The sequence below is a fragment of the Streptococcus pseudopneumoniae IS7493 genome (genome assembly GCF_000221985.1).
GTDB classification, from domain to species: Bacteria; Bacillota; Bacilli; order Lactobacillales; family Streptococcaceae; genus Streptococcus; species Streptococcus pseudopneumoniae.
In genome coordinates this window covers 1,001,862-1,020,710 of sequence record NC_015875.1, presented here as the reverse complement: position 1 = coordinate 1,020,710, position 18,849 = coordinate 1,001,862, and the positions used below count along the sequence as shown (strand labels likewise).

The 18,849-nt window shown below is 39.6% G+C and carries 33 protein-coding genes; 12 read left to right on the top strand and 21 right to left on the bottom strand.

Features of this window, described 5'->3' with window-relative positions; genetic code table 11:
• From SPPN_RS05370 to SPPN_RS13415, 11 genes are all read right to left on the bottom strand, one after another.
• A complete protein-coding gene (locus SPPN_RS05370) occupies nucleotides 1-327 on the bottom strand; it encodes a phage holin (protein ID WP_000395494.1) in 327 nt (108 codons plus the stop codon).
• Between the two features lie 15 nt (nucleotides 328-342).
• Nucleotides 343-738 carry a single-stranded DNA-binding protein gene (gene ssb / locus SPPN_RS05365; protein WP_000609556.1) on the bottom strand — a complete coding sequence of 132 codons (396 nt, stop codon included), beginning with the start codon at nucleotides 736-738 and terminating at the stop codon, nucleotides 343-345.
• A gap of 86 nt (nucleotides 739-824) precedes the next feature.
• Nucleotides 825-1,052 carry a hypothetical protein gene (locus SPPN_RS05360; protein ID WP_000891964.1) on the bottom strand — a complete coding sequence of 76 codons (228 nt, stop codon included), beginning with the start codon at nucleotides 1,050-1,052 and terminating at the stop codon, nucleotides 825-827.
• Nucleotides 1,052-1,246: a hypothetical protein gene (locus SPPN_RS05355; protein WP_000470300.1), complete on the bottom strand. Its 195-nt coding sequence runs from the start codon at nucleotides 1,244-1,246 to the stop codon at nucleotides 1,052-1,054. Before SPPN_RS05355 ends, SPPN_RS05360 begins: the two co-directional genes overlap by 1 nt.
• Before the next feature lie 14 nt (nucleotides 1,247-1,260).
• Nucleotides 1,261-2,031 carry an ATP-binding protein gene (locus tag SPPN_RS05350; RefSeq protein WP_000228207.1) on the bottom strand — a complete coding sequence of 257 codons (771 nt, stop codon included), beginning with the start codon at nucleotides 2,029-2,031 and terminating at the stop codon, nucleotides 1,261-1,263.
• Nucleotides 2,025-2,183 (bottom strand): hypothetical protein, encoded by a 159-nt coding sequence (locus SPPN_RS13420; protein WP_000511763.1) that lies wholly within the window; start codon nucleotides 2,181-2,183, stop codon nucleotides 2,025-2,027. The genes SPPN_RS05350 and SPPN_RS13420 overlap by 7 nt, the downstream gene beginning before the upstream one ends.
• A complete protein-coding gene (locus SPPN_RS05345) occupies nucleotides 2,171-2,986 on the bottom strand; it encodes a phage replisome organizer N-terminal domain-containing protein (protein ID WP_001289774.1) in 816 nt (271 codons plus the stop codon). Before SPPN_RS05345 ends, SPPN_RS13420 begins: the two co-directional genes overlap by 13 nt.
• Nucleotides 2,979-3,275, bottom strand: coding sequence for a hypothetical protein (locus SPPN_RS05340; protein WP_000391808.1), 297 nt, complete (start codon nucleotides 3,273-3,275; stop codon nucleotides 2,979-2,981). The genes SPPN_RS05345 and SPPN_RS05340 overlap by 8 nt, the downstream gene beginning before the upstream one ends.
• Nucleotides 3,276-3,287: 12 nt before the next feature.
• Complete coding sequence (locus SPPN_RS05335; protein WP_000462821.1) at nucleotides 3,288-3,611, bottom strand: hypothetical protein; 324 nt, start codon at nucleotides 3,609-3,611, stop codon at nucleotides 3,288-3,290.
• Nucleotides 3,612-3,623: 12 nt separating this feature from the next.
• Nucleotides 3,624-3,914, bottom strand: coding sequence for a hypothetical protein (locus SPPN_RS05330; protein ID WP_000398534.1), 291 nt, complete (start codon nucleotides 3,912-3,914; stop codon nucleotides 3,624-3,626).
• 103 nt (nucleotides 3,915-4,017) lie between these two features.
• Entirely contained in the window at nucleotides 4,018-4,161 is a 144-nt protein-coding gene (locus SPPN_RS13415) for a hypothetical protein (RefSeq protein ID WP_000389586.1), read from the bottom strand.
• Nucleotides 4,162-4,276: 115 nt separating this feature from the next.
• Here SPPN_RS13415 and SPPN_RS05325 point away from each other — a divergent pair, with 115 nt between their 5' ends.
• The gene (locus SPPN_RS05325; protein ID WP_000040990.1) at nucleotides 4,277-4,501 is read left to right on the top strand and encodes a hypothetical protein; all 225 of its coding nucleotides are present in this window, start codon (nucleotides 4,277-4,279) and stop codon (nucleotides 4,499-4,501) included.
• A 131-nt stretch (nucleotides 4,502-4,632) separates the two neighbouring features.
• On the opposite strand, the gene SPPN_RS05320 is transcribed toward SPPN_RS05325, so the two are convergent.
• The 3 genes from SPPN_RS05320 to SPPN_RS13410 are packed head-to-tail and all read right to left on the bottom strand — an operon-like array spanning nucleotide 4,633 to nucleotide 5,842.
• Nucleotides 4,633-5,343, bottom strand: a complete 711-nt coding sequence (locus SPPN_RS05320) for an ORF6C domain-containing protein (protein ID WP_001002367.1) — start codon at nucleotides 5,341-5,343, stop codon at nucleotides 4,633-4,635.
• Nucleotides 5,344-5,389: 46 nt separating this feature from the next.
• Nucleotides 5,390-5,650 carry a hypothetical protein gene (locus SPPN_RS05315; RefSeq protein ID WP_000097024.1) on the bottom strand — a complete coding sequence of 87 codons (261 nt, stop codon included), beginning with the start codon at nucleotides 5,648-5,650 and terminating at the stop codon, nucleotides 5,390-5,392.
• Nucleotides 5,651-5,689: 39 nt separating this feature from the next.
• Nucleotides 5,690-5,842 (bottom strand): hypothetical protein, encoded by a 153-nt coding sequence (locus SPPN_RS13410; protein WP_001284486.1) that lies wholly within the window; start codon nucleotides 5,840-5,842, stop codon nucleotides 5,690-5,692.
• Nucleotides 5,843-6,030: 188 nt separating this feature from the next.
• Between SPPN_RS13410 and SPPN_RS05310 the strand changes: the two genes are divergently transcribed.
• Nucleotides 6,031-6,438: a hypothetical protein gene (locus SPPN_RS05310; RefSeq protein ID WP_001118395.1), complete on the top strand. Its 408-nt coding sequence runs from the start codon at nucleotides 6,031-6,033 to the stop codon at nucleotides 6,436-6,438.
• A 25-nt stretch (nucleotides 6,439-6,463) separates the two neighbouring features.
• On the opposite strand, the gene SPPN_RS13405 is transcribed toward SPPN_RS05310, so the two are convergent.
• From SPPN_RS13405 to SPPN_RS13180, 5 genes are all read right to left on the bottom strand, one after another.
• The gene (locus SPPN_RS13405; RefSeq protein WP_000993374.1) at nucleotides 6,464-6,604 is read right to left on the bottom strand and encodes a hypothetical protein; all 141 of its coding nucleotides are present in this window, start codon (nucleotides 6,602-6,604) and stop codon (nucleotides 6,464-6,466) included.
• A gap of 11 nt (nucleotides 6,605-6,615) precedes the next feature.
• Complete coding sequence (locus SPPN_RS05305) at nucleotides 6,616-6,813, bottom strand: hypothetical protein (protein WP_001057655.1); 198 nt, start codon at nucleotides 6,811-6,813, stop codon at nucleotides 6,616-6,618.
• Between the two features lie 11 nt (nucleotides 6,814-6,824).
• On the bottom strand, nucleotides 6,825-7,010 hold the full coding sequence (locus SPPN_RS05300; protein ID WP_000274132.1) for a helix-turn-helix domain-containing protein: 186 nt from the start codon (nucleotides 7,008-7,010) through the stop codon (nucleotides 6,825-6,827).
• Between the two features lie 150 nt (nucleotides 7,011-7,160).
• Complete coding sequence (locus SPPN_RS05295) at nucleotides 7,161-7,361, bottom strand: helix-turn-helix transcriptional regulator (RefSeq protein WP_001125883.1); 201 nt, start codon at nucleotides 7,359-7,361, stop codon at nucleotides 7,161-7,163.
• 197 nt (nucleotides 7,362-7,558) lie between these two features.
• Entirely contained in the window at nucleotides 7,559-7,705 is a 147-nt protein-coding gene (locus tag SPPN_RS13180; RefSeq protein WP_014017253.1) for a hypothetical protein, read from the bottom strand.
• A gap of 180 nt (nucleotides 7,706-7,885) precedes the next feature.
• Between SPPN_RS13180 and SPPN_RS05290 the strand changes: the two genes are divergently transcribed.
• The 10 genes from SPPN_RS05290 (at nucleotide 7,886) to SPPN_RS05245 (ending at nucleotide 15,829) form a co-directional block, all read left to right on the top strand.
• Nucleotides 7,886-8,689, top strand: coding sequence for an XRE family transcriptional regulator (locus SPPN_RS05290; RefSeq protein ID WP_000427977.1), 804 nt, complete (start codon nucleotides 7,886-7,888; stop codon nucleotides 8,687-8,689).
• Between the two features lies 1 nt (nucleotide 8,690).
• Entirely contained in the window at nucleotides 8,691-9,455 is a 765-nt protein-coding gene (locus SPPN_RS05285; RefSeq protein WP_001031294.1) for a hypothetical protein, read from the top strand.
• Nucleotides 9,456-9,778: 323 nt separating this feature from the next.
• On the top strand, nucleotides 9,779-10,924 hold the full coding sequence (locus SPPN_RS05280) for a site-specific integrase (RefSeq protein ID WP_000592966.1): 1,146 nt from the start codon (nucleotides 9,779-9,781) through the stop codon (nucleotides 10,922-10,924).
• A 132-nt stretch (nucleotides 10,925-11,056) separates the two neighbouring features.
• Nucleotides 11,057-11,626: a CYTH domain-containing protein gene (locus tag SPPN_RS05275; protein WP_000681273.1), complete on the top strand. Its 570-nt coding sequence runs from the start codon at nucleotides 11,057-11,059 to the stop codon at nucleotides 11,624-11,626.
• Nucleotides 11,627-11,738: 112 nt separating this feature from the next.
• On the top strand, nucleotides 11,739-12,698 hold the full coding sequence (locus SPPN_RS05270) for a ribose-phosphate diphosphokinase (protein WP_001283809.1): 960 nt from the start codon (nucleotides 11,739-11,741) through the stop codon (nucleotides 12,696-12,698).
• A gap of 9 nt (nucleotides 12,699-12,707) precedes the next feature.
• The gene (locus SPPN_RS05265; RefSeq protein WP_000639687.1) at nucleotides 12,708-13,823 is read left to right on the top strand and encodes a cysteine desulfurase family protein; all 1,116 of its coding nucleotides are present in this window, start codon (nucleotides 12,708-12,710) and stop codon (nucleotides 13,821-13,823) included.
• Between the two features lie 4 nt (nucleotides 13,824-13,827).
• Nucleotides 13,828-14,175 carry a DUF1831 domain-containing protein gene (locus SPPN_RS05260; protein WP_000863540.1) on the top strand — a complete coding sequence of 116 codons (348 nt, stop codon included), beginning with the start codon at nucleotides 13,828-13,830 and terminating at the stop codon, nucleotides 14,173-14,175.
• A gap of 7 nt (nucleotides 14,176-14,182) precedes the next feature.
• A complete protein-coding gene (locus SPPN_RS05255; protein WP_000462493.1) occupies nucleotides 14,183-14,398 on the top strand; it encodes a DUF4649 family protein in 216 nt (71 codons plus the stop codon).
• Between the two features lie 82 nt (nucleotides 14,399-14,480).
• On the top strand, nucleotides 14,481-15,122 hold the full coding sequence (locus SPPN_RS05250) for a redox-sensing transcriptional repressor Rex (protein ID WP_000653401.1): 642 nt from the start codon (nucleotides 14,481-14,483) through the stop codon (nucleotides 15,120-15,122).
• Nucleotides 15,123-15,139: 17 nt separating this feature from the next.
• Complete coding sequence (locus SPPN_RS05245) at nucleotides 15,140-15,829, top strand: gamma-glutamyl-gamma-aminobutyrate hydrolase family protein (protein ID WP_000743342.1); 690 nt, start codon at nucleotides 15,140-15,142, stop codon at nucleotides 15,827-15,829.
• On the opposite strand, the gene radC is transcribed toward SPPN_RS05245, so the two are convergent.
• Nucleotides 15,826-16,506, bottom strand: coding sequence for a RadC family protein (gene radC / locus SPPN_RS05240; protein ID WP_000286919.1), 681 nt, complete (start codon nucleotides 16,504-16,506; stop codon nucleotides 15,826-15,828). The two genes, SPPN_RS05245 and radC, sit on opposite strands and share 4 nt — an antisense overlap.
• Before the next feature lie 42 nt (nucleotides 16,507-16,548).
• The gene (gene pcrA, locus SPPN_RS05235; RefSeq protein WP_000992846.1) at nucleotides 16,549-18,840 is read right to left on the bottom strand and encodes a DNA helicase PcrA; all 2,292 of its coding nucleotides are present in this window, start codon (nucleotides 18,838-18,840) and stop codon (nucleotides 16,549-16,551) included.
• Nucleotides 18,841-18,849: the final 9 nt, after the last annotated feature.

The window sequence follows — 18,849 nt, the reverse complement described above, 5'->3', positions numbered from 1 at the left end:
CTACTCCCTCCAAGCGTCGTTCATCTGCTTCACTGCGGACTCCACAAAGGTATCCAAGTCCTTATCGGTCATGCTGATCTTATATTTGGTCAGCTCTGCCCGGATTTTAGTGCGAGCCTGTGCCAATTTTTCATCACCTTTATAACCTGTCTCTTGAGCCACCTGCTCAACGGCATGAACTGCGTTCTTGGCTAGGATTTCAGCGATGATTACCGCTTTCTCTCCGCCTTTTCGCAAAAGATAGTCTTTCACCATTTTCACGATACTGCCTACTGCTACTGCTAAAAAGCCTGTCGCAAAAGCGATAATAAATTCATTAAATTCCATATTTCTTACCTCCCACTAAAACGGAAAATCATCTTCCTCAAGGGCGTATCCTGGCATTTGTTCCTCAATATTCGAACGGTTAGCAGTATCATCACGCTTTTCAAGTCGCTCAAAACCATCTGCGACCACCTCAGTCAGATAGACCCTGCGCCCCTCCTGATTCTCGTAGTTCCTTGTCTGGATGCGACCCGTCACACCGACCAGATTACCCTTCTTGCACCATTCTGCGAATAGCTCCGCCTGCTTGCGCCACATCATACAGTTGATAAAGTCTGCCTCTCGCTCGCCGTTGGCTCCCTTGAAATTCCGATTGACCGCCAGAGTAAAGGTAGCAACCGCCACATTCGACGGTGTATGTTTTAATTCAGGGTCTTTCGTCAAGCGCCCCACTAACGTAACATTATTAATCATCTTTCTTTTCCTTTCCTGTCGCACATTCCACAACTGAGTAACCGATAAAAAAGCACAGAAAAGTTATTCCAAATTCTTTAATAAATTCAATCATTTTCTTCTCCTCCTGAAAAAGTTGCTAAATAGTAACAATCCTTCGCACCATAGTCAAACCGTGTCGTCCGCTGACCAATGTGCTTCTGAAACCTTGGATGAGTGATAGCCGAGAAAGCCCACTGATGGTCTTCCATCTGCTCAATGAGATCATCGACATTGTCAAACCTCCCAAGGTAAAACTTGCAGTGCCCGTTGTAGACGAAGTAAAGCTCTAACATCACTCCACCTCGACAGGGTAAAAGTTCCCAAAGGAACCCCTCAAAGCCTTTCCAACCTGTAAGGCTGCCGCCCTAGAAACAAACCGCATGGCTTTCTTCTCCTCAGAACACGAAATATCCAAGCCAGTCACACCGATAACAGCGGACATCAGAAACGGCTTATCCTCTCGTGTCCCATGCTTTAAAATAAACATCAGCCACCTCCGTTCTAAAAATAGTGCTTCCGCTTGTTTGTCAAGTCGTTGAAAACCATCAAATGGTCTTTATCCACCCCCTTCATCAGTCTGGACATAAAGGGTCTGCCATATCTTTTCTGAATATCAGCAGAAGTCAAATTGGTGGTAATGATTGTATTTGAACGCTTATTCAGGATATTGTAGAGGATAGTAAACGACCACTCACTATCCTTTTCCATGCCCAAATCATCCAAAACCAAGAACTTAGCACTGGCAATTTTATTGACCAGAAACTCTTCCTGACTAAAATCAGCTTTAATCTTCATCAACAAGTCCGTCACATTGATAAAAATCGCAATCTCTTTCGTGTACTCAGATAGAGCCTTAACCATCGCAAAGGCCAAATGGCTCTTACCAGTTCCAGCTTCTCCTTGTAGCACGATGTTGTTCCTAGCACCCTCAGACCACTCACGACAAATCCTCTTTGCAAAAGCTAGCTTTTCCGCTTCTTTTTCGGTTGGTGTTTCAAAATTGTCCAAAGTCGCATTTTTCAAAACTTCATCATAAAGAGAAAACTTCTCAAGATAGTATTTCCTCTCTCGCTCATTCTCAGCGTCGGCCAGTTCATTCACTCTTGCTTGATTCTCCTCATGGATCCGCTCAGATTCACACATGCGGCATACAACACTCTCAGTCCGCAATATCTTTATCAAAGGAATGTTATGCTTTTCGCAAAACTCATCTTGTTGTTCTGTATTCCTGTGATAAGATAAGGCAATCTCCTCAAACACATTGTCTACCATGACAGACGACCTCCACATTCATGCCAGCTAGCCATTTCAGACAAGCATGCAACCACTTGATGAATTGGTTGGTCTGCTAAAAGAGTTTTCTTCTCGTAGCTTAACGGATAATAGTCAATCTCGAATTGTTCAATTAGTTCTAGTATCCCCATTCGTCCTTGGCCTCCTGTTCTTCTTTCTTATTCTTATCCTTATTCTTTTTCTCTGATTGACGAACCTGTTCAACAGTGGTAACATTGTTCATCTGCCAATTTCTTAAAATCCCACCAATATATTTGATGTTAGGCTTTCCTGAGTTAATAGCAGTCTTCAGTGCTTCTTTCACCAAATCCACATCATTCTCATTTAGGAGATGGTTGATTTCTTCAATTTCAAATCCAGATAAGAGCCTACGAAATTCAGATTGAAAAAGTTCTAAGATATTTTCTTGACCACCACTACTAGTAGTAGTAGTTATTCTTTTCTTATTCTTATCTTTATCTAATCTATTCTTATTCTTATCTTTATCTTCTTCTAGTGCGTTACCGTCCGTTACTGTAACGTTACCTGTAACGTTACCAAGAGCAAGATTTTTCTGTTTTTTACGGTATTTGGCTACACGGTTGCGTGTCTGTTCCTTTATTTTCTCCATTCCGTCAACGTTTTGATGTTTTTCCCAATTTGGCAAGCTAATAATACCATCGATAATCTCAATCATCCCAAACTGTTCAAAAACTCCAATAGCCATTCTTACTGTATTCAATGGTCTACGAAAAATAGTAGCTAACATTTCATCTGTATAGTGAACCTTATCAGTCATCATCAACAAACCATTACTGTTATGTTTTCCAGCAAGTGTCAAAATCTTGAACCATATCACTAAGATGGCATCAGGATCAGGCAAGGCATCAATCAGGCAAATCTTTTCATCGTCAAAAATATCGGTTGTGATTTTTATCCACTTAATTTCAGACATACCTAGCACCCCACTTCCTACGGTTAGCGCGATACTTCATTCGCATATCCTCATAGATGTACCTGCCTTCCAGCTCCATTTTTTCAATCTTTAGCAGCTTATTTTTAAGCTCCACATCACGATAGTCCTTAGCTAGTTTTTTATAGTCTGTTAGGTATTCTTTGACTAGTAATAGATTTTTATAATCGTTTTCCCATGTCGTAATAAAATGTCTTGAAGTTGATTCCCTTCCTTCCAGTTCTTTAACAATCATAATCAGGTTATCCAGCGATTCAATCAATTCTTCCATTTCCTGACCTCATCATGACAAAAGTCTGATTGCAGACTGTTTAGGTTCTGGCAAAGCTAACGGCTCAGGGCGCAATCCTACAGGCGGTTCGTTGTCGTAGGTGAAACCCTTGAACTCTCTACGAATATTCTTGCGAATTTCTTGCCATTTATCCTCTCTACCACGTTCATAAGCTTGGTTATAGCCTTGGGTAATCATAGACGCAAATTCTTGCTCTTCTCGTCTTTCTTTTTCCTTACGCTCCTCTTGCAATTTGATATGACGGCAAAGCCCTGCAAATCCAATCAGCAAAGCTCCAACACCCATAAGCTGGTCTAAAATCGGTGGTTCAAACATTTTTTAATCTCCTTATGCTCTTAATTTTCGTACTTCTTTTTCTAATTCCAAAATTTCATAAACATCATTGATATCATACATAATATCTTTCCCTTGCTTACGAAATCTTAATCCTTTACGTTCTAACTTTTTAATATAGCCATGAGTAAAGCCGAACTTCTTCATCAAAGCCTGTTGATTGATTGGCATGCGATCATTCTCTAATTGCTCCTTGACCTGCTTTTCAGCAAAAGCCAATAATTGATTTGTGAACAATTCAGCACTTTCGCCGTCTAATCGTAATTGTAACGTTATACCTTCCATTTTCTACATCCTCTCAACTATGCGGGCAAGCATTTTTGTGATATAATGGTTTAAATTGTTTTAGTATGCGCCTGACTTCGTCAGGTGCTTTTTTGCGTTGTTGTCAAACTGTTTTACTTTCCAGCGCTCTGAGTTCTATCTCATGGCTGACTTGTCTAAATAGCTTCTCACACGCTATTTTAGCTTCTCTGTACGTTGTAGATTCACTGATGAAGTAATCAGCAAGTTCGATAATTTTATCTTCCATTCAACCTCCTATATCAGCCTCAAGACTGATGTAATCCTCCTAAATTGCTATAATACTCTTGACTAGGACCTCTCACCGTTTTAGTCAAAATTTCAATGGAAAGGAGGTTCAAAAAATGAGTAAGCTTAGCCATAAGCCAAACCACGTTGTTAAGAAACTAACCTGGGAAAATCTCGATAATATTCTATTATCTTATTTTTCAGAGTCGACTACTGATAAACCTAGCGCAGTAATTCAGTTATCTGATTTTGAAATGTCTAAAGCTGAAATTATCGAAGAAGCAACTGCTCAAGGTTATCAAGTTATCGATAATTCTGATGGTTACTTAAAGTTTCTATAACGAATTTTAAAGATGATATATTTGTACGATTTACATCAATATCTCTTTTTAACTTAGCAATCTGTCTATCAGATTGCTTTTTTCTTTTCCCACTATACGGATATCGTCTTGGTCTCATTTTCTTTCCCTCCCTACGCTTGACTAAATGCGTTCAGTTCCATGATTTTCATCTTGGTATTGGTGCTTGGCTCCCACGTCATCCAGTAAGCTAGAGCGGCATCCGCATGCTTCTTGGGTAGCAAGTCATAGCGACTAATGTTGAAGTGGTCTTTAAAGTCAATCTCAGCTTGTCTAAATACCGACTGAGCAAAAATCTTATCCGCATAAGCTGGGCTATCAATGCCACCCAGGCAAGCCACAACCCTAGCCTTACGCTTCTTCAGGAGCGACTGAGCATAGCTTGGATGAATCGGTTGCTCACTCTTGAGGTAGTCAATATCCTCCAGCATGGTCGTCTGTTGCTCACGCAATTTCTTCTGGCCAGTGAAGAGAGCGATAAAAGCATCCTCGTCCAAATCCTCGCGAATAAATCCGCCCTGCTTACGAATAGCTGGCAAGACCTCTGATGTCACCCAGCGCTTGAACTCCTTAGCTTGAGGCAACTTGCTGGATAAGATAAGAGAGTAGAGACCAGATTCGTTGATGATCAACATATCCTGTGTTCCACCACTAGTAGGGATGCCCTGTTTTAGGGCGTCCTCTTCATCAACGTGAAGAGCAATCGCATTTCTAGCCTTGCTATATCCTAGGATGTCTGCAACATCTTTCCCAACGAACCACGGCTCGTCATCAATTGTCAAAGTACGGACTTTCTGCCCGTGAAAATTAAAAATTTCGTTCATAATATTCCTTTCTAAATTTGATATAATGAAATAAAACTCGCCAGAGCTATTTAAGTAAAGTATTTTTAAACGACTGTTTGACAGATACTATATGAGGCGCTTCACGGTTATTTATATAATCAACCTGAATAAGTGTCTCTGGCACTTCATCTTTCTTTGTTTCCCAAATTATCTTGATACCTTGAAGACAAATATCTTCTGTTTGAAAATCAACCCCGTTCAAAATAACTCGTGGAATACTAGAGTCGCTATCTATCTTAATTTCTAAATTTTGAATTGGTAGTAAATTTTTTGATAGGCTGCTCATATCTCTTTCCTTCCTATTGTTCTCCCCATTTTGCTATAATTAAAGCAGATCCTTGAGAAATTCTTCAAGTTCCTTACGCTGAGACTCAGCAAGCTCTGCTCTTTCAATAGCTTGTTGAGTCATCAGTGTTTTAAGACTACTACTTAATTTTTTTCTATCGATGTAACTATTTTTAAATCCCTTATTTGCCATATCTTCCTCTCCTTTCTATTTTTCTCTCCTTTTTGCTATAATAAAAGCAGAAAGGAAGTGATCTAACGCCACAAATCACCAATGATAATGTCCAGATTTGGACACTCTATATCACAGTAATAATTGCAGTTATCGGTTTTGTTTTTAATACCATTTCACTCTGGCAAACAAAGAAAGCTACAGAGGATATGGCAAAGCCTTATATTAATGTTTATGTAGATGTCTATGCAGTTAAAAATCAACAACGTACCTTTGTTTTTAAAAACTTTGGCCAAACTCCAGCATATATAGATAATATTCAGATAGATGGCGAATTGGATCCATTGAATTCTGTACACCGCTTCAACTCACTTATCGGAAATATGATTGCCCCAGGACAAAAATTTACATCATCAATAGACCCAGATTATAAAGGTCGAATTACACTGACAATTACTTACTCCGATAGCAAGAAACACAAATATATAGACAAGTTTGTACTTGATGCTACATTGGCATCTGCAATGTTCTACACTGTAAACGAGAGCAATAAAAGCGATTCTCCAGCTACAGCTATCAGACAATCGACCATGGCTCTATTACGCGATCTACGATAGAACCATCTCCGAGCGATTTTACAGTTCAAACATCACGTAAGAATTCAATTTTTATCTCAACAGTTTCATCGACAAGTGTATTGGCGATGATTTTATTTTTTGCGTCAATCGCTTCGTTCAAGTCTTTACAAGTTAATTCATAAAATACATTTACATTTGCATTCATCTCTTCCCCTCCTACTCCAGCACCTTACTGCCGACTACCAATCGTTTAACGACAACGTCCATCTCCTTAAATTCAGCATTCTCTGCACAGTAGCGGACGCTCTCGCTGATGATGTGACAAATAGATACGCCGTATTCGTTCGCCAGCTCCGTAGCGATCTCCCAGGCATCTCTGTCAATCCGTGTTACTTTTTGCGCTGCGTTGTTCATAGTATTTCCTCCTACAACATATCTTCTACCCTACACCCTAGCGCCTTGGCAATGACCACCGCCTGCGACAGCGTCACCGCCTTCAGGTCGTTCTCGATCCGTGACAAGGTCGTGTAGTCTATCAAGGTTCGCTTGGCAAGCTCACGCAAGCCCAGCTTTTGAGCCGTTCTCAGCTCCCTCATTTTCGCTCCATACATCGACTTCTTCCTTTCTACTAATAGGTCTTTTCAAAACTGTTGGTACTTGTCAACAGTTTTGATAGAATTATTCTATCGATTTTGAAAAAGTTTGACCTTTTTGACTTTTGTTAGATGTACATGAGAATTTCTCAAGTTGTTTTTTTAAAATTAAGCTCCTAGTAAATCTTTGGAGCTTACGCCATATTTCTCATAAATTTTTAAAAGATGTTTTGGCTTAATTTTATAAATATCTTTTTCCCATGATTCAACTGTTTGTGCGCTGACGCCTATACTTGCGCCAAATGCCTCTTGAGATAATTTCCCATTCTTTGCACGAATTTCTGCTATTGTTATTGTTGGTTTAGGCAACTTAGTACCTCCTTTCTAGCAGTCACTAAAAGAACCAATGCCAGATAAATAATGCCCAGATAAGTGCAACAACCAACCAACCAAGCCTATATTTCCAGCGTCCTATTTTTTTATCTTCTGCTTTCATTTTTCTAAAAGACATGCTATAATCGTATTATCAAATAGGGTTTTGGGGCTTACGCCCCTCCCCCTCTCCCTTAGTCTTTAACTAGAGCTAAGAGATATTTGATAATCTCAACTATTGCTGGTATCAATGCTGAGATGATGATTGCCTTGGACTCATTGCTCCAAGGCTTTTTATGTCGCCTGGATTTCTTTGTCCGTTTCATCTTACGACTTAGCATGTCTTTCCTCCTTGTTTTATTTAGTTGATTACCTCAACCATGATTTAATTATACTTGATTTTTTCTCAAGTGTCAATAGTTTACTTGAGATTTTTTCATTTTTTTTGATTTTTTCTATACTGTACTTGATAATTTCTCAAATATATTATAGAATATAGTTGAGAAAAAGAGGTAAAACAAATGGAAAACATACAAGAAATATCTTATAGAATTAGAGAATTACGTTTAGCAAATAATTTAGAACAAACAGAAGTAGCTGATTACTTAGGGTATAAATCAGATACAACGGTCTCGAAATGGGAAAATGGAAAAAATTTGCCAACTGGTGCTAAATTAGTGAAATTAGCAAAACTTTTCAACACAACAACAGATTATATTCTACACGGTAAAGATATAAATACCACAGCGTCCCCAGATTTGCTCACACAGCAGATAACGGACAAGGTGGTACAATTAACCCCAGATAATAAAAAAATCGTGCTACGGACTTCTGAGGAGCTTCTGGAGAGACAAAAAGCAAACGGCGAGATGTACACAGAACAAAACGAAGAAGAAACGAAGATAAACGAAGTGTCGGAAGTTATCAGCTTGTATCAAGTTGAGGTTGTATCTGAGACGGCAGCAGCTTCTGGATTTAACTATGGATTTGGGTACGACGATACAGACAGAGAGACTATAGAGGTTGACGAGCAACCACCACGTCACGATATTGCTACCAAGGTCAGCGGAGACTCCATGCAGCCTGACTACCAAGACGGAGACATTCTCTATTTAGTAGACAAAGGACTGACCACCTACAACGGAGACCTAGCAGTTATCGCATACGGAGACCGTTCTTACTTCAAAAAGATCTATACCGAAAACGGACGCTTACGCCTCGTATCACTCAATGACAAGTACGAAGACATCACCCTAGACTTCCCACCAGCCGAAGACACACACATCAAGATCTATGCAGTAGTCGGGGTGTATAGAGGGGAATAAAATGAACAAAGAAAATCCATATTTTGAACAAACCAAACAAAACTACATAGAAGTTGAAAAACTCTATAAACTTGGTAAAGCAAAACATACATCTTCTAAATACCGATTTCTTGCGCCAGCAGTTAAAAGACAATCTGAACAATTCTTATTTGAAGCTAAGACTCAAAAAAGAAAATATTGGAAATTCAGTCGTGGCTCTCTGATATTCGTAGAGTTTGGTGTAAATATAGGCGGAGAATTATCAAATAATCATTGGGCTATTGTCTTAGACAAAGTAGATAGTCCCTATAAAAAAACACTTACAGTAATTCCTCTAACATCTAAAAATCAAATAGATACTGTACTCATAGACGAAGTCATTGCGGAATATCCTTCTATTTTGCTTGATGAATATATTGAAAAATTACACAAAGAATTATTTGCCTACCTAAAATATTTAGATTCCAATAATGCAATTACTGAAGCTGCCTTATTGGATGTCTACCAAGCTTATACAGAACAATTTTCAAACGAAATAATTCAACCTAAGATAATAGACGGTGACAACCTTAAACGGACACAATCAGAAATAACTGACGTTATTGAATTAACTCAATATTACAAAAAATACATTAAGCGTTCTTATGCCAAGTGTAATAACCTTCAAACAATCAGCAAAGATAGAATTTTAAAGAAAAATAGATTAGATCCAATCGGAAAAATGAAGGTATCTGATAACACATTGGACAAAATTAACGAAAAGTTAAAAGAATTATACCTTTTCTAATCTCTTGACATTTTTTAATAATTATATTACAATACAGCTATTAGGAGTTTAGCTCCATAAAGTTTACATTTGGATTTTAGATCCATATCGTGATGGTAGCCGTATTTGATACGGCTACTTTTCTTTTTATCTAGCATCTCTTTCCATTCTGGAAACAACTCAAAAAATCCCCACACTCGCCATCGCCAAACTTTGAGTGTGAGGATTTAACTTTCCATCTAGCAAGCAATGGAAAGGATGATAAAAAAATACAACTATAGTTTATCATAAGTTCTACACCTTTTCAACTATGCGGGCAAGCAATCGAAAAGAAAGGACTTTTTATGATAAAAAAATACATCACAAAAAAAGGAGAGACTAGATATCTCTTTCAAACATACCTGGGCATAGACCCTGCTACTGGAAAAGAAAAACGCACAACACGACGTGGTTTTAAAACCATAAAGGAGGCAAAGGCTGCCGAACGTGACCTTCTCTTAGACGTTGAAGAAAATGTTTTTTCAAACAATGAAGATTTTCAGAACCCTACTTTCGCTGAAGTCGCTGAGTTATGGCTTGATAGCTATAAAAGTACTGTAAAACCAACAACCTATCAGAACGTTAAGAAAAAACTTCGTATTATAATTGACTCATATTTTACAGATATGAAAATTCAGCAGATCAGTGTAGCTTATTGTCAAAAGGTTGCTATCCAGTTAAGTAATCGCTATATCCTATATGCCAATTACTACTCTGTAATCAGCCGTATTTTCAAGTATGCCGTTTCTCTTGACATCATTAAGTTAAATCCCTTGGACAAGATTATCAAGCCTAAAAATAGACCCTTAAAGGGCAAAGAGAACCACTATACAAAACAGGAACTAACGGAGTTTCTTAAAGTTTACAAAGTAAATTGTAAGCCAGTAGACTACACCTTTTTTCACTTGCTCGCTTTTTCTGGATTGAGAACTGGAGAATCAATTGGCCTCATGTGGTCAGATGTTGACTTTGAAAATAAGTTGTTAAGCATTTCTCGCACGGCTGTCGTGATTGGTAAAAAACAAACTGTTCAGGATCCTAAAACCAAAAGGAGTAAGAGGGTTATCACCTTAGATGATGAAACTCTGAATGTTTTGAAACTCTGGAAACGACAGCAAATAAAAGAATATTTCCAGGCTGGTGTGCCTTACAAACGTGAATCGAATTATATATTTACGAATAGTTTCGGAGGATGGATTTCTCCTTCAGCTGTTAAAGAGAGACTTAGAAGATTCTTTTGTGAACATAAAGATGTCAAAAAAATCACTCCTCACGGTTTCAGGCACACACACGCTTCTCTCCTCTTTGAAGCTGGTATTACAGCCAAAATTATTTCGGACAGATTAGGTCACAACAATGTTCAAACAACCCTTGATATGTATACCCACATCAATGATAATCAACGTTTTGAAGTCGTTGATCAGCTCATGGATTTCATTCGCTCCAGCTAAAAGTAGAGTCGTATTCAATCTCGTATTCACTTTTGGTTGACATGCTAGAAACCCACTGATTTCAAGGGACTAGGAAGCTGTGAGCAGTTTATACCATAATCCGCTTTCAACGATAAAGAAAAGGTAAGAAAAATGAAACATTTAGAAATTGAATTGAAAACACTATTGAAAAAAGATGAGTATGATCGTCTAAAAGACCAGTTCACAGGTGTCACTCCTGTTCTTCAAAAAAATTACTACATCGACACACCTGATTTTGAGCTGCGAGAAAAGAAAGTTGCTATGCGCATTCGAACTTTTGAAGACTGGGCAGAATTGACACTCAAAGTCCCGCAGAGTGTTGGAAACATGGAATACAACCAAAAATTGCAACTAAAAGATGCTGAAAACTATCTGAGCAAGAAAGAATTTCCTCAAGGGATAGTATTGGATGAATTGGCGAAACATGGTATCCAAACTAGTGAATGGCAGGTTCTTGGTTGTCTAACAACGCTTCGCTATGAAATGCAAACAGCTATTGGCCTCATGGCACTGGATGAAAGTCAGTACTTTGATATGACAGATTATGAATTAGAGCTTGAAGTGGAAAATCATGAGCAAGGCAAACAGGATTTCCAGCAATTTTTAGAGGAAAATCAGATTTCCTATCAAAAAGCTCCTTCAAAATTGGTTCGATTTGTCAAAAGCATGAAAAATAGCTGAAATAATCTCCATTTTTTGGTAAAATAGAAAAGATAAAAATACACAGGTTCTAGTTCATATATGTAAGATAAATATCACTAGGATTTAAAAAGTTTACAGAGGACGGTCTATAATGTCAGATAGAAAAAACATGAAACTTTTCGCACTCAACTCTAACCAAGAGATTGCACAGAAAATTGCTGAAGCTGTTGGTGTCCCACTTGGAAAACTATCGTCACGTCAATTTTCAGACGGAGAAATCCAAGTGAATATCGAAGAAAGTGTCCGTGGTTATGATGTTTACATCATCCAATCAACAAGTTTCCCTGTCAACAACCACCTAATGGAATTGTTGATCATGGTTGACGCTTGTGTGCGCGCAAGTGCCCACAGTATCAACGTTGTCCTTCCATATTTTGGCTATGCACGTCAAGACCGCATTGCTTGTCCTCGTGAGCCACTTACAGCAAAACTAGTTGCCAATATGCTGGTTAAGGCTGGGGTTGATCGTATCCTGACTCTTGATTTGCATGCCGTTCAGGTTCAAGGTTTCTTTGATATTCCAGTGGATAATCTTTTCACTGTTCCCCTATTTGCAAAACATTATTGCGATAAGGGCTTACTTGGCTCAGATGTTGTTGTTGTTAGCCCTAAAAATTCAGGTGTCAAACGTGCTCGTAGCTTGGCTGAGTATCTTGATGCTCCTATCGCCATTATCGACTACCCTCAAGACGATGCAACTCGCAACGAAGGATATATTATCGGTGATGTCGAAGGTAAAAAAGCTATTTTAATTGACGATATTCTGAATACAGGACGTACCTTCTCTGAAGCTGCTAAAATCGTTGAACGTGAAGGGGCTACAGAAATTTATGCTGTTTCTAGCCACGGTCTCTTCGTCGAAGGAGCTGCTGAACTTCTTGACAATACTAAGATTAAAGAAATTCTTGTGACTGATTCAGTAGCAACAAAAGAAAAAACTCCTAAAAACGTATGCTACATCACTGCTAGTGAGTTAATTGGTGATGCCATCGTCCGTATCCACGAAAGAAAACCAGTCAGCCCACTCTTTGCTTACAACAAAAAGAAATAAGGTGATTCTTTGATTTATTTGGACAATGCTGCGACGACTCCTATGTCAGCAGTTACTATTTCAGCTATGACCAAGGTGATGCAAGAAACCTACGGAAACCCTTCTAGTATTCATGGTCATGGTCGTCAAGCTGGCAAACTTTTGCGTGAAGCCCGTCAGGAACTAGCTCAATTACTGGGAACAAAACCTCAACATATCTTTTTCACTTCTGGTGGGACAGAAGGCAACAATACTGTCATCATTGGCTACTGCCTTCGTCATCAAGAACAAGGAAAACATATCATCACAACTGCCATTGAGCACCATGCCGTCCTTGAAACCATTGATTACTTGGTTCAGCACTTTGGGTTTGAAGCAACCATTATCCAGCCAGAAAATCAAGAAATCACCGCCCAGCAAATTCAAAAGGCCTTACGTGACGATACGATTTTGGTTTCTACCATGTTTGCCAATAATGAAACTGGAAACCTACTGCCCATTGCTGAAATTGGCCAAATACTCAAGCAACACCCTGCTGCCTATCATGTCGATGCAGTTCAGGCTATTGGTAAAATCCCAATTCACCCAGAAGATTTGGGCATTGATTTTCTCACTGTTTCTGCCCATAAATTCCATGGTCCTAAGGGAATCGGCTTTCTCTACGCATCTAGCATGGACTTTGATTCCTATCTACATGGCGGAGACCAAGAACAGAAAAAACGTGCAGGAACTGAAAATTTAGCTGCCATCGTAGGCATGGTTGCAGCCCTAAAAGAAAATTTAGAAAAGCAAGAAGAACATTTTCAACATGTACAAAATCTAGAAACTGCCTTTCTGGCAGAGCTAGAGGGAGTTCAGTATTACCTGAATAGAGGAGAACATCATCTTCCTTATGTTCTCAATATTGGATTTCCTGGCCAGAAAAATGACCTCTTACTCCTTCGTCTAGATTTAGCTGGAATTTCTATCTCTACTGGCTCAGCTTGCACTGCTGGCATTGTCCAATCCAGTCATGTTCTTGAAGCCATGTACGGGGCAAATTCAGAACGTCTGAAGGAATCCGTTCGCATCAGTTTGTCACCAGAAAATACTGTTGAAGACCTACAAACCCTCGCAAAAACCTTAAAAGAAATTATCGGAGGTTAGCCATATGGCATTTGAAAAAACCATTCAGTTAAAAAATTGTCGTTACGACTACACTCTTAGCCCTTCTGTTAAAAAATTTACCCTCAAGGACAACACCTTTTTTGAAACAAAGGTTGGTAACTACGAACTAACCCGTCTACTTGAAAAAGTGCCAAACAGTGGTGAAGGATTCCAACTCAAAATCATCATTAACAAGGAACTTACAGGGGCTAAAATCAATATCACTGACAAGTTTGGCCTTCGTCTAGTTGATATTTTCAAATCAGAAGACCACCACATTCATCAGGAAAAATTCTACTTCCTCATGGATAGTTTAGTAGAACGTGGTGTCTTTACAAAATCTGAAAGATAGGTACCATATGTTTGAATTGACCTATAAGGACAGCTATCATGTAGAGCGTACACTCAAGTATGAGGATTATGAAGCTCTCATGCTGGCTTTGTCAGGATGTGTGACCCTGCCAGATACACTTTATGTAACTTCTCTGACTTTTAATAGCCAGAAAATTTATCAGGGTCTGGTCGGAGACCTCTACCGTTTTCTATCACATACAGATTTTTTACATCAAAACTAAGATTTTTCTTAGTTTTTTCTTGTTTTTGTTGATTTTTTCACAATGTTTCTATAAAATAGAAGAATAGAAAGGTTGTGATTTTGTGAAAGATAAACAGTTTGCTATTCCAAAAGCTACAGCGAAAAGACTCTCTCTCTACTATCGAATTTTTAAGAGATTTCATGCAGAAAAGATTGAACGTGCCAACTCTAAACAAATTGCAGAGGCTATCGGTATTGATTCAGCGACCGTACGTCGTGATTTTTCCTATTTTGGTGAACTTGGTCGTCGTGGTTTTGGCTATGATGTCAAAAAACTCATGACATTTTTTGCCGATTTGCTCAATGATAACTCCATCACCAATGTCATGCTGGTTGGTATTGGAAATATGGGCCATGCCCTTCTCCACTACCGCTTCCACGAACGTAACAAGATGAAAATTATCATGGCCTTTGACCTAGATGACCATCCTGAAGTCGGTACCCAAACTCCTGACGAGATTCCCATTTATGGAATTTCTCAAATCAAGGATAAAATCAAGGATGCCGATGTCAAGACTGCAATCCTGACCGTTCCCAGTGTTAAGTCACAAGAGGTTGCTAATCTCTTGGTGGATGCTGGTGTGAAAGGTATTCTCAGTTTTTCACCAGTCCATCTGCATTTACCAAAAGACGTGGTCGTTCAGTATGTCGATTTGACAAGTGAACTCCAAACCCTCCTCTACTTCATGCGAAAAGAGGATTAGAAAGCGAAAATCATTTTATGAAAAAACCAGTTATAGGGATTACAGGAAACGAAAAAACTCATCCAGATGATGACATCATGATGAGCTACGCAGCAAAAGGCTTTGTGGAAGGCGTTAAAGACGCTGGAGGGATTCCCATCATCCTACCGATTGGTGATCAAGAAATGGCTAGCCACTATATCAGTTTGATTGACAAGCTCATCTTGACAGGTGGACAAAATGTTAATCCAAAATTCTATGGCGAACCGAAAACCATTGATAGCGATGACTACCACCTTCAAAGAGATATCTTCGAACTGGCCCTCATCAAGGAAGCTATTAAACAGAAAAAGCCCATTTTCTCTGTCTGCCGTGGTACCCAACTCTTTAACGTTGCCATGGGTGGAACTTTGTACCAAGATATAGAAGACCATTGGCAGGATTGTTCTGCCGAGTACACAACTCAACGCTTGGTAACAGAACCTGATACTGTTCTTCGAGAAATCTATGGAGAAATCTCCCATATCAACTCCTTCCACCATCAGAGCATCAAGGATTTAGCACCAAATTTAAAGATTGCGGCTCATGATCCTAAAGATGGTATCATTGAGGCTGTCATGAGTACGGATGATGTTGCCTTTCTCGGTGTCCAATGGCACCCAGAATTTCTATTTGAAAATCGTCCCAAAGATAAAAACCTCTTTGACTATGTTGTTAATGAACTTTAGATTAAATCCGTCTTTTCACGATAACTAAAGTAATTAGAATGAGAGACAATCAAATGGTCCAAGAGAACAATACCCATCAGGTCGCAGGCTTCTTTGACAAGTTTAGTGACATGATCATCATTTCGGCTAGGCGATACCGCTCCTGAAGGATGATTGTGAACCAAGATGAGAGAGGTCGCCATATGCTTGATGGCATAGTGAAGAATCTCTCGCGGTTCAGCGATACTACGAGTTGCAGAACCGATAAAAATGGTCTGTTGATGGATGATTTGATTTTGAGTATTGAGATAGAGCGCCACCAGGTGCTCTTGTTTTTTGTCCCCTAATTCCTGTTGCATCTTCTTGGCCAACTTTTGACTACTGAGAATACTTTCCATCTCAAGAGTCTCGTGTTTGTGAATACGATGCCCCAGTTCAATCATAGCTTGCAATTCTATGGCCTTAACACGTCCAATACCAGACAGACTCTGCAATTCCTGCAGGGTCATTTTTTTCAAATCCGTTAGGTTTGAAAGATTGTTCAAGACTTTCTGGGCAATTTCAAAAACACTAGCTTGACGTGTTCCTGTCCTGAGTAAAATAGCTAGTAACTCTTGATTACTGAGCGCTTCTACTCCTTCCTTGGCCAGTCTTTCTCTTGGTAATAGTGAATCTTCTTGGAATGAAATACTATACATAAAAATCCTCCTCACTTTATTATTCGTGAGAAGGATGAAAAATTAGATTTTTTTCTCAATTGGGGCTACACTAGCTAAAAGTTTTTTCAAACCTACTTCTGGGAAATTGATTTTTAATTCCTGCCTAGCACCGCTACCTGAAACTTCCAGAACAGTTCCCTCTCCCCATTTCTTGTGGAGAGCAATATCTCCAATGGACCAATTTGACTCACTAGACTCTGATTTTGCCCCAGCTGTAAATTGACTAAACGGAAGGCCACTTGACTGGATAGTTTTTGGGGTCGCACTGCGTTTACGGTCTTGGAAGGCCTGCGCCAAACTCATACCTTGACCGAAGGCAAGGCCACCACTACTATATGATGCTTTAAAGCTTGTATTTGCTGGACGAGCCAGACCTTGATACTCAAGTAAGTCTGAACTGATTTCGTTAATAAAACGAGTGGGACGGTTGTAGTTGGTACGACCAAAAAGCAGGCGTGAGTTGGCATTGGTCAGATAGAGAATTTTCTCTGCACGCGTAATTCCTACATAGGCTAGACGACGCTCTTCTTCCAATTCATCTTGATCCTCAGCTGCACGACTAAGTGGAAAGACATTTTCTTCCATCCCAATCAAAAAGACAACTGGAAACTCGAGACCTTTGGCAGCATGCAGGGTCATCAAGGTCACTTCTGATGTCTCCTGACTACCTGAATCTGTGTCCGCAATCAAGGCCAAGTCATTTAAAAAACGACTCAGTTTATCCAGACCAGTTTCTTCTTCTGGCCCATCAGAGGTGTCATCAAAGTTTTTCGTCACAGAGAGGAACTCCTCGATGTTTTCTACACGAGCCTTGCTTTCTAAGGTCGCTTGGGCGTTAAGAATATCGACATAACCTGTTTTTTCTAGGACGGACTCAACCAACTCAGTAATGCTTAAGTGGTCCAGTTGCTCTCGCAAATCTAACATCATATTTGCAAAATCCCAGATAGACTGGGCTACTTTACCCTTGATACCAGACAACATGATATTGGCTGAAGCATCTAGCATAGACATGTTTTGCATATTTGCAAAGTCACGAATTTTCTCAACAGTACCTGGCCCAATTCCACGTTTTGGTTCGTTGATAATACGCTCAAAACTGATATTGTCACTCAAATTAGCAATAAGATTAAGATAAGCGATAATATCGCGGATTTCCTTACGGCTGTAGAACTTGGTTCCACCAACCATGGTATAAGGAATGTTTGACTTGAGCAGGGCTTCCTCAATAGTACGAGACTGGGCATTAGTCCGATAGAGAACTGCAAAATCCTTGTGAAGGAAGTTTTGACTGCGACTAAGTTCATCGATGGTTCTGGCTACAAATACAGCCTCATCTAGCTCATCATCGGCACGATAGTAAACGATTTGCTCCCCATCAGCATTTTGAGTCCAGAGATTCTTGGGACGGCGATTTTTATTATTTTTGATAACCTCATTAGCCGCTTGGAGAATTGTTTTAGTGGAACGGTAATTCTCCTCCAACAAAACCACCTTGGCTTGGGGATAATCTTTCTCGAAATCCAAGATATTCTGCATATCCGCACCACGCCAACCGTAGATAGACTGGTCCGCATCTCCAACCACACAGATATTTTTAAAACGGGAAGCCAAGAGTTTGACCAATTGATACTGGGCATGGTTGGTATCTTGGTACTCATCAACATGGATGTACTGAAATTTCTGCTGGTAGTAGGTCAAGACATCAGGATTTTGATCAAAGAGACGCAGGGTCAGCATAATCAAATCATCAAAGTCAACCGACTCCGACTGACGCAGTTCTTTCTGATAGGCTGTATAACACTGGGCCACAATTTGCGTGTACATATCTCCAGCTTGGGCAGCATAGGCAACATCATCAATCAGATCATTCTTAGCATTGGAAATAGTTCCTAAGATGCTCCGTTCATTCCATTTTTTCGGATCCAAGTTTAACTGCTTAAGAATGCGTTTCATAAGAGTTCGCTGTTCACCAGGATCTACAATAGTAAAATTGCGGTTGTAGCCAATATGGTCTGCATCACGACGCAGAATACGCACACACATGGAGTGGAAGGTCGCAATCAGACAGTCCTGAGTGGCTGGATTGAGGCTATAAGCACGCTCTTTCATCTCACGCGCAGCCTTGTTAGTGAAGGTAATAGCCAAGATATTCCAAGGATTGACCAGCTTTTCATCGATTAAATAAGCGATACGGTGGGTCAAAACTCGGGTCTTTCCAGAGCCAGCCCCCGCCATAATCAACAAGGGACCTTCTGTCGTTTGCACCGCCTCAGCCTGACGGTCATTCATTCCATTTAATAATGCGTTCATCTTCTCTTC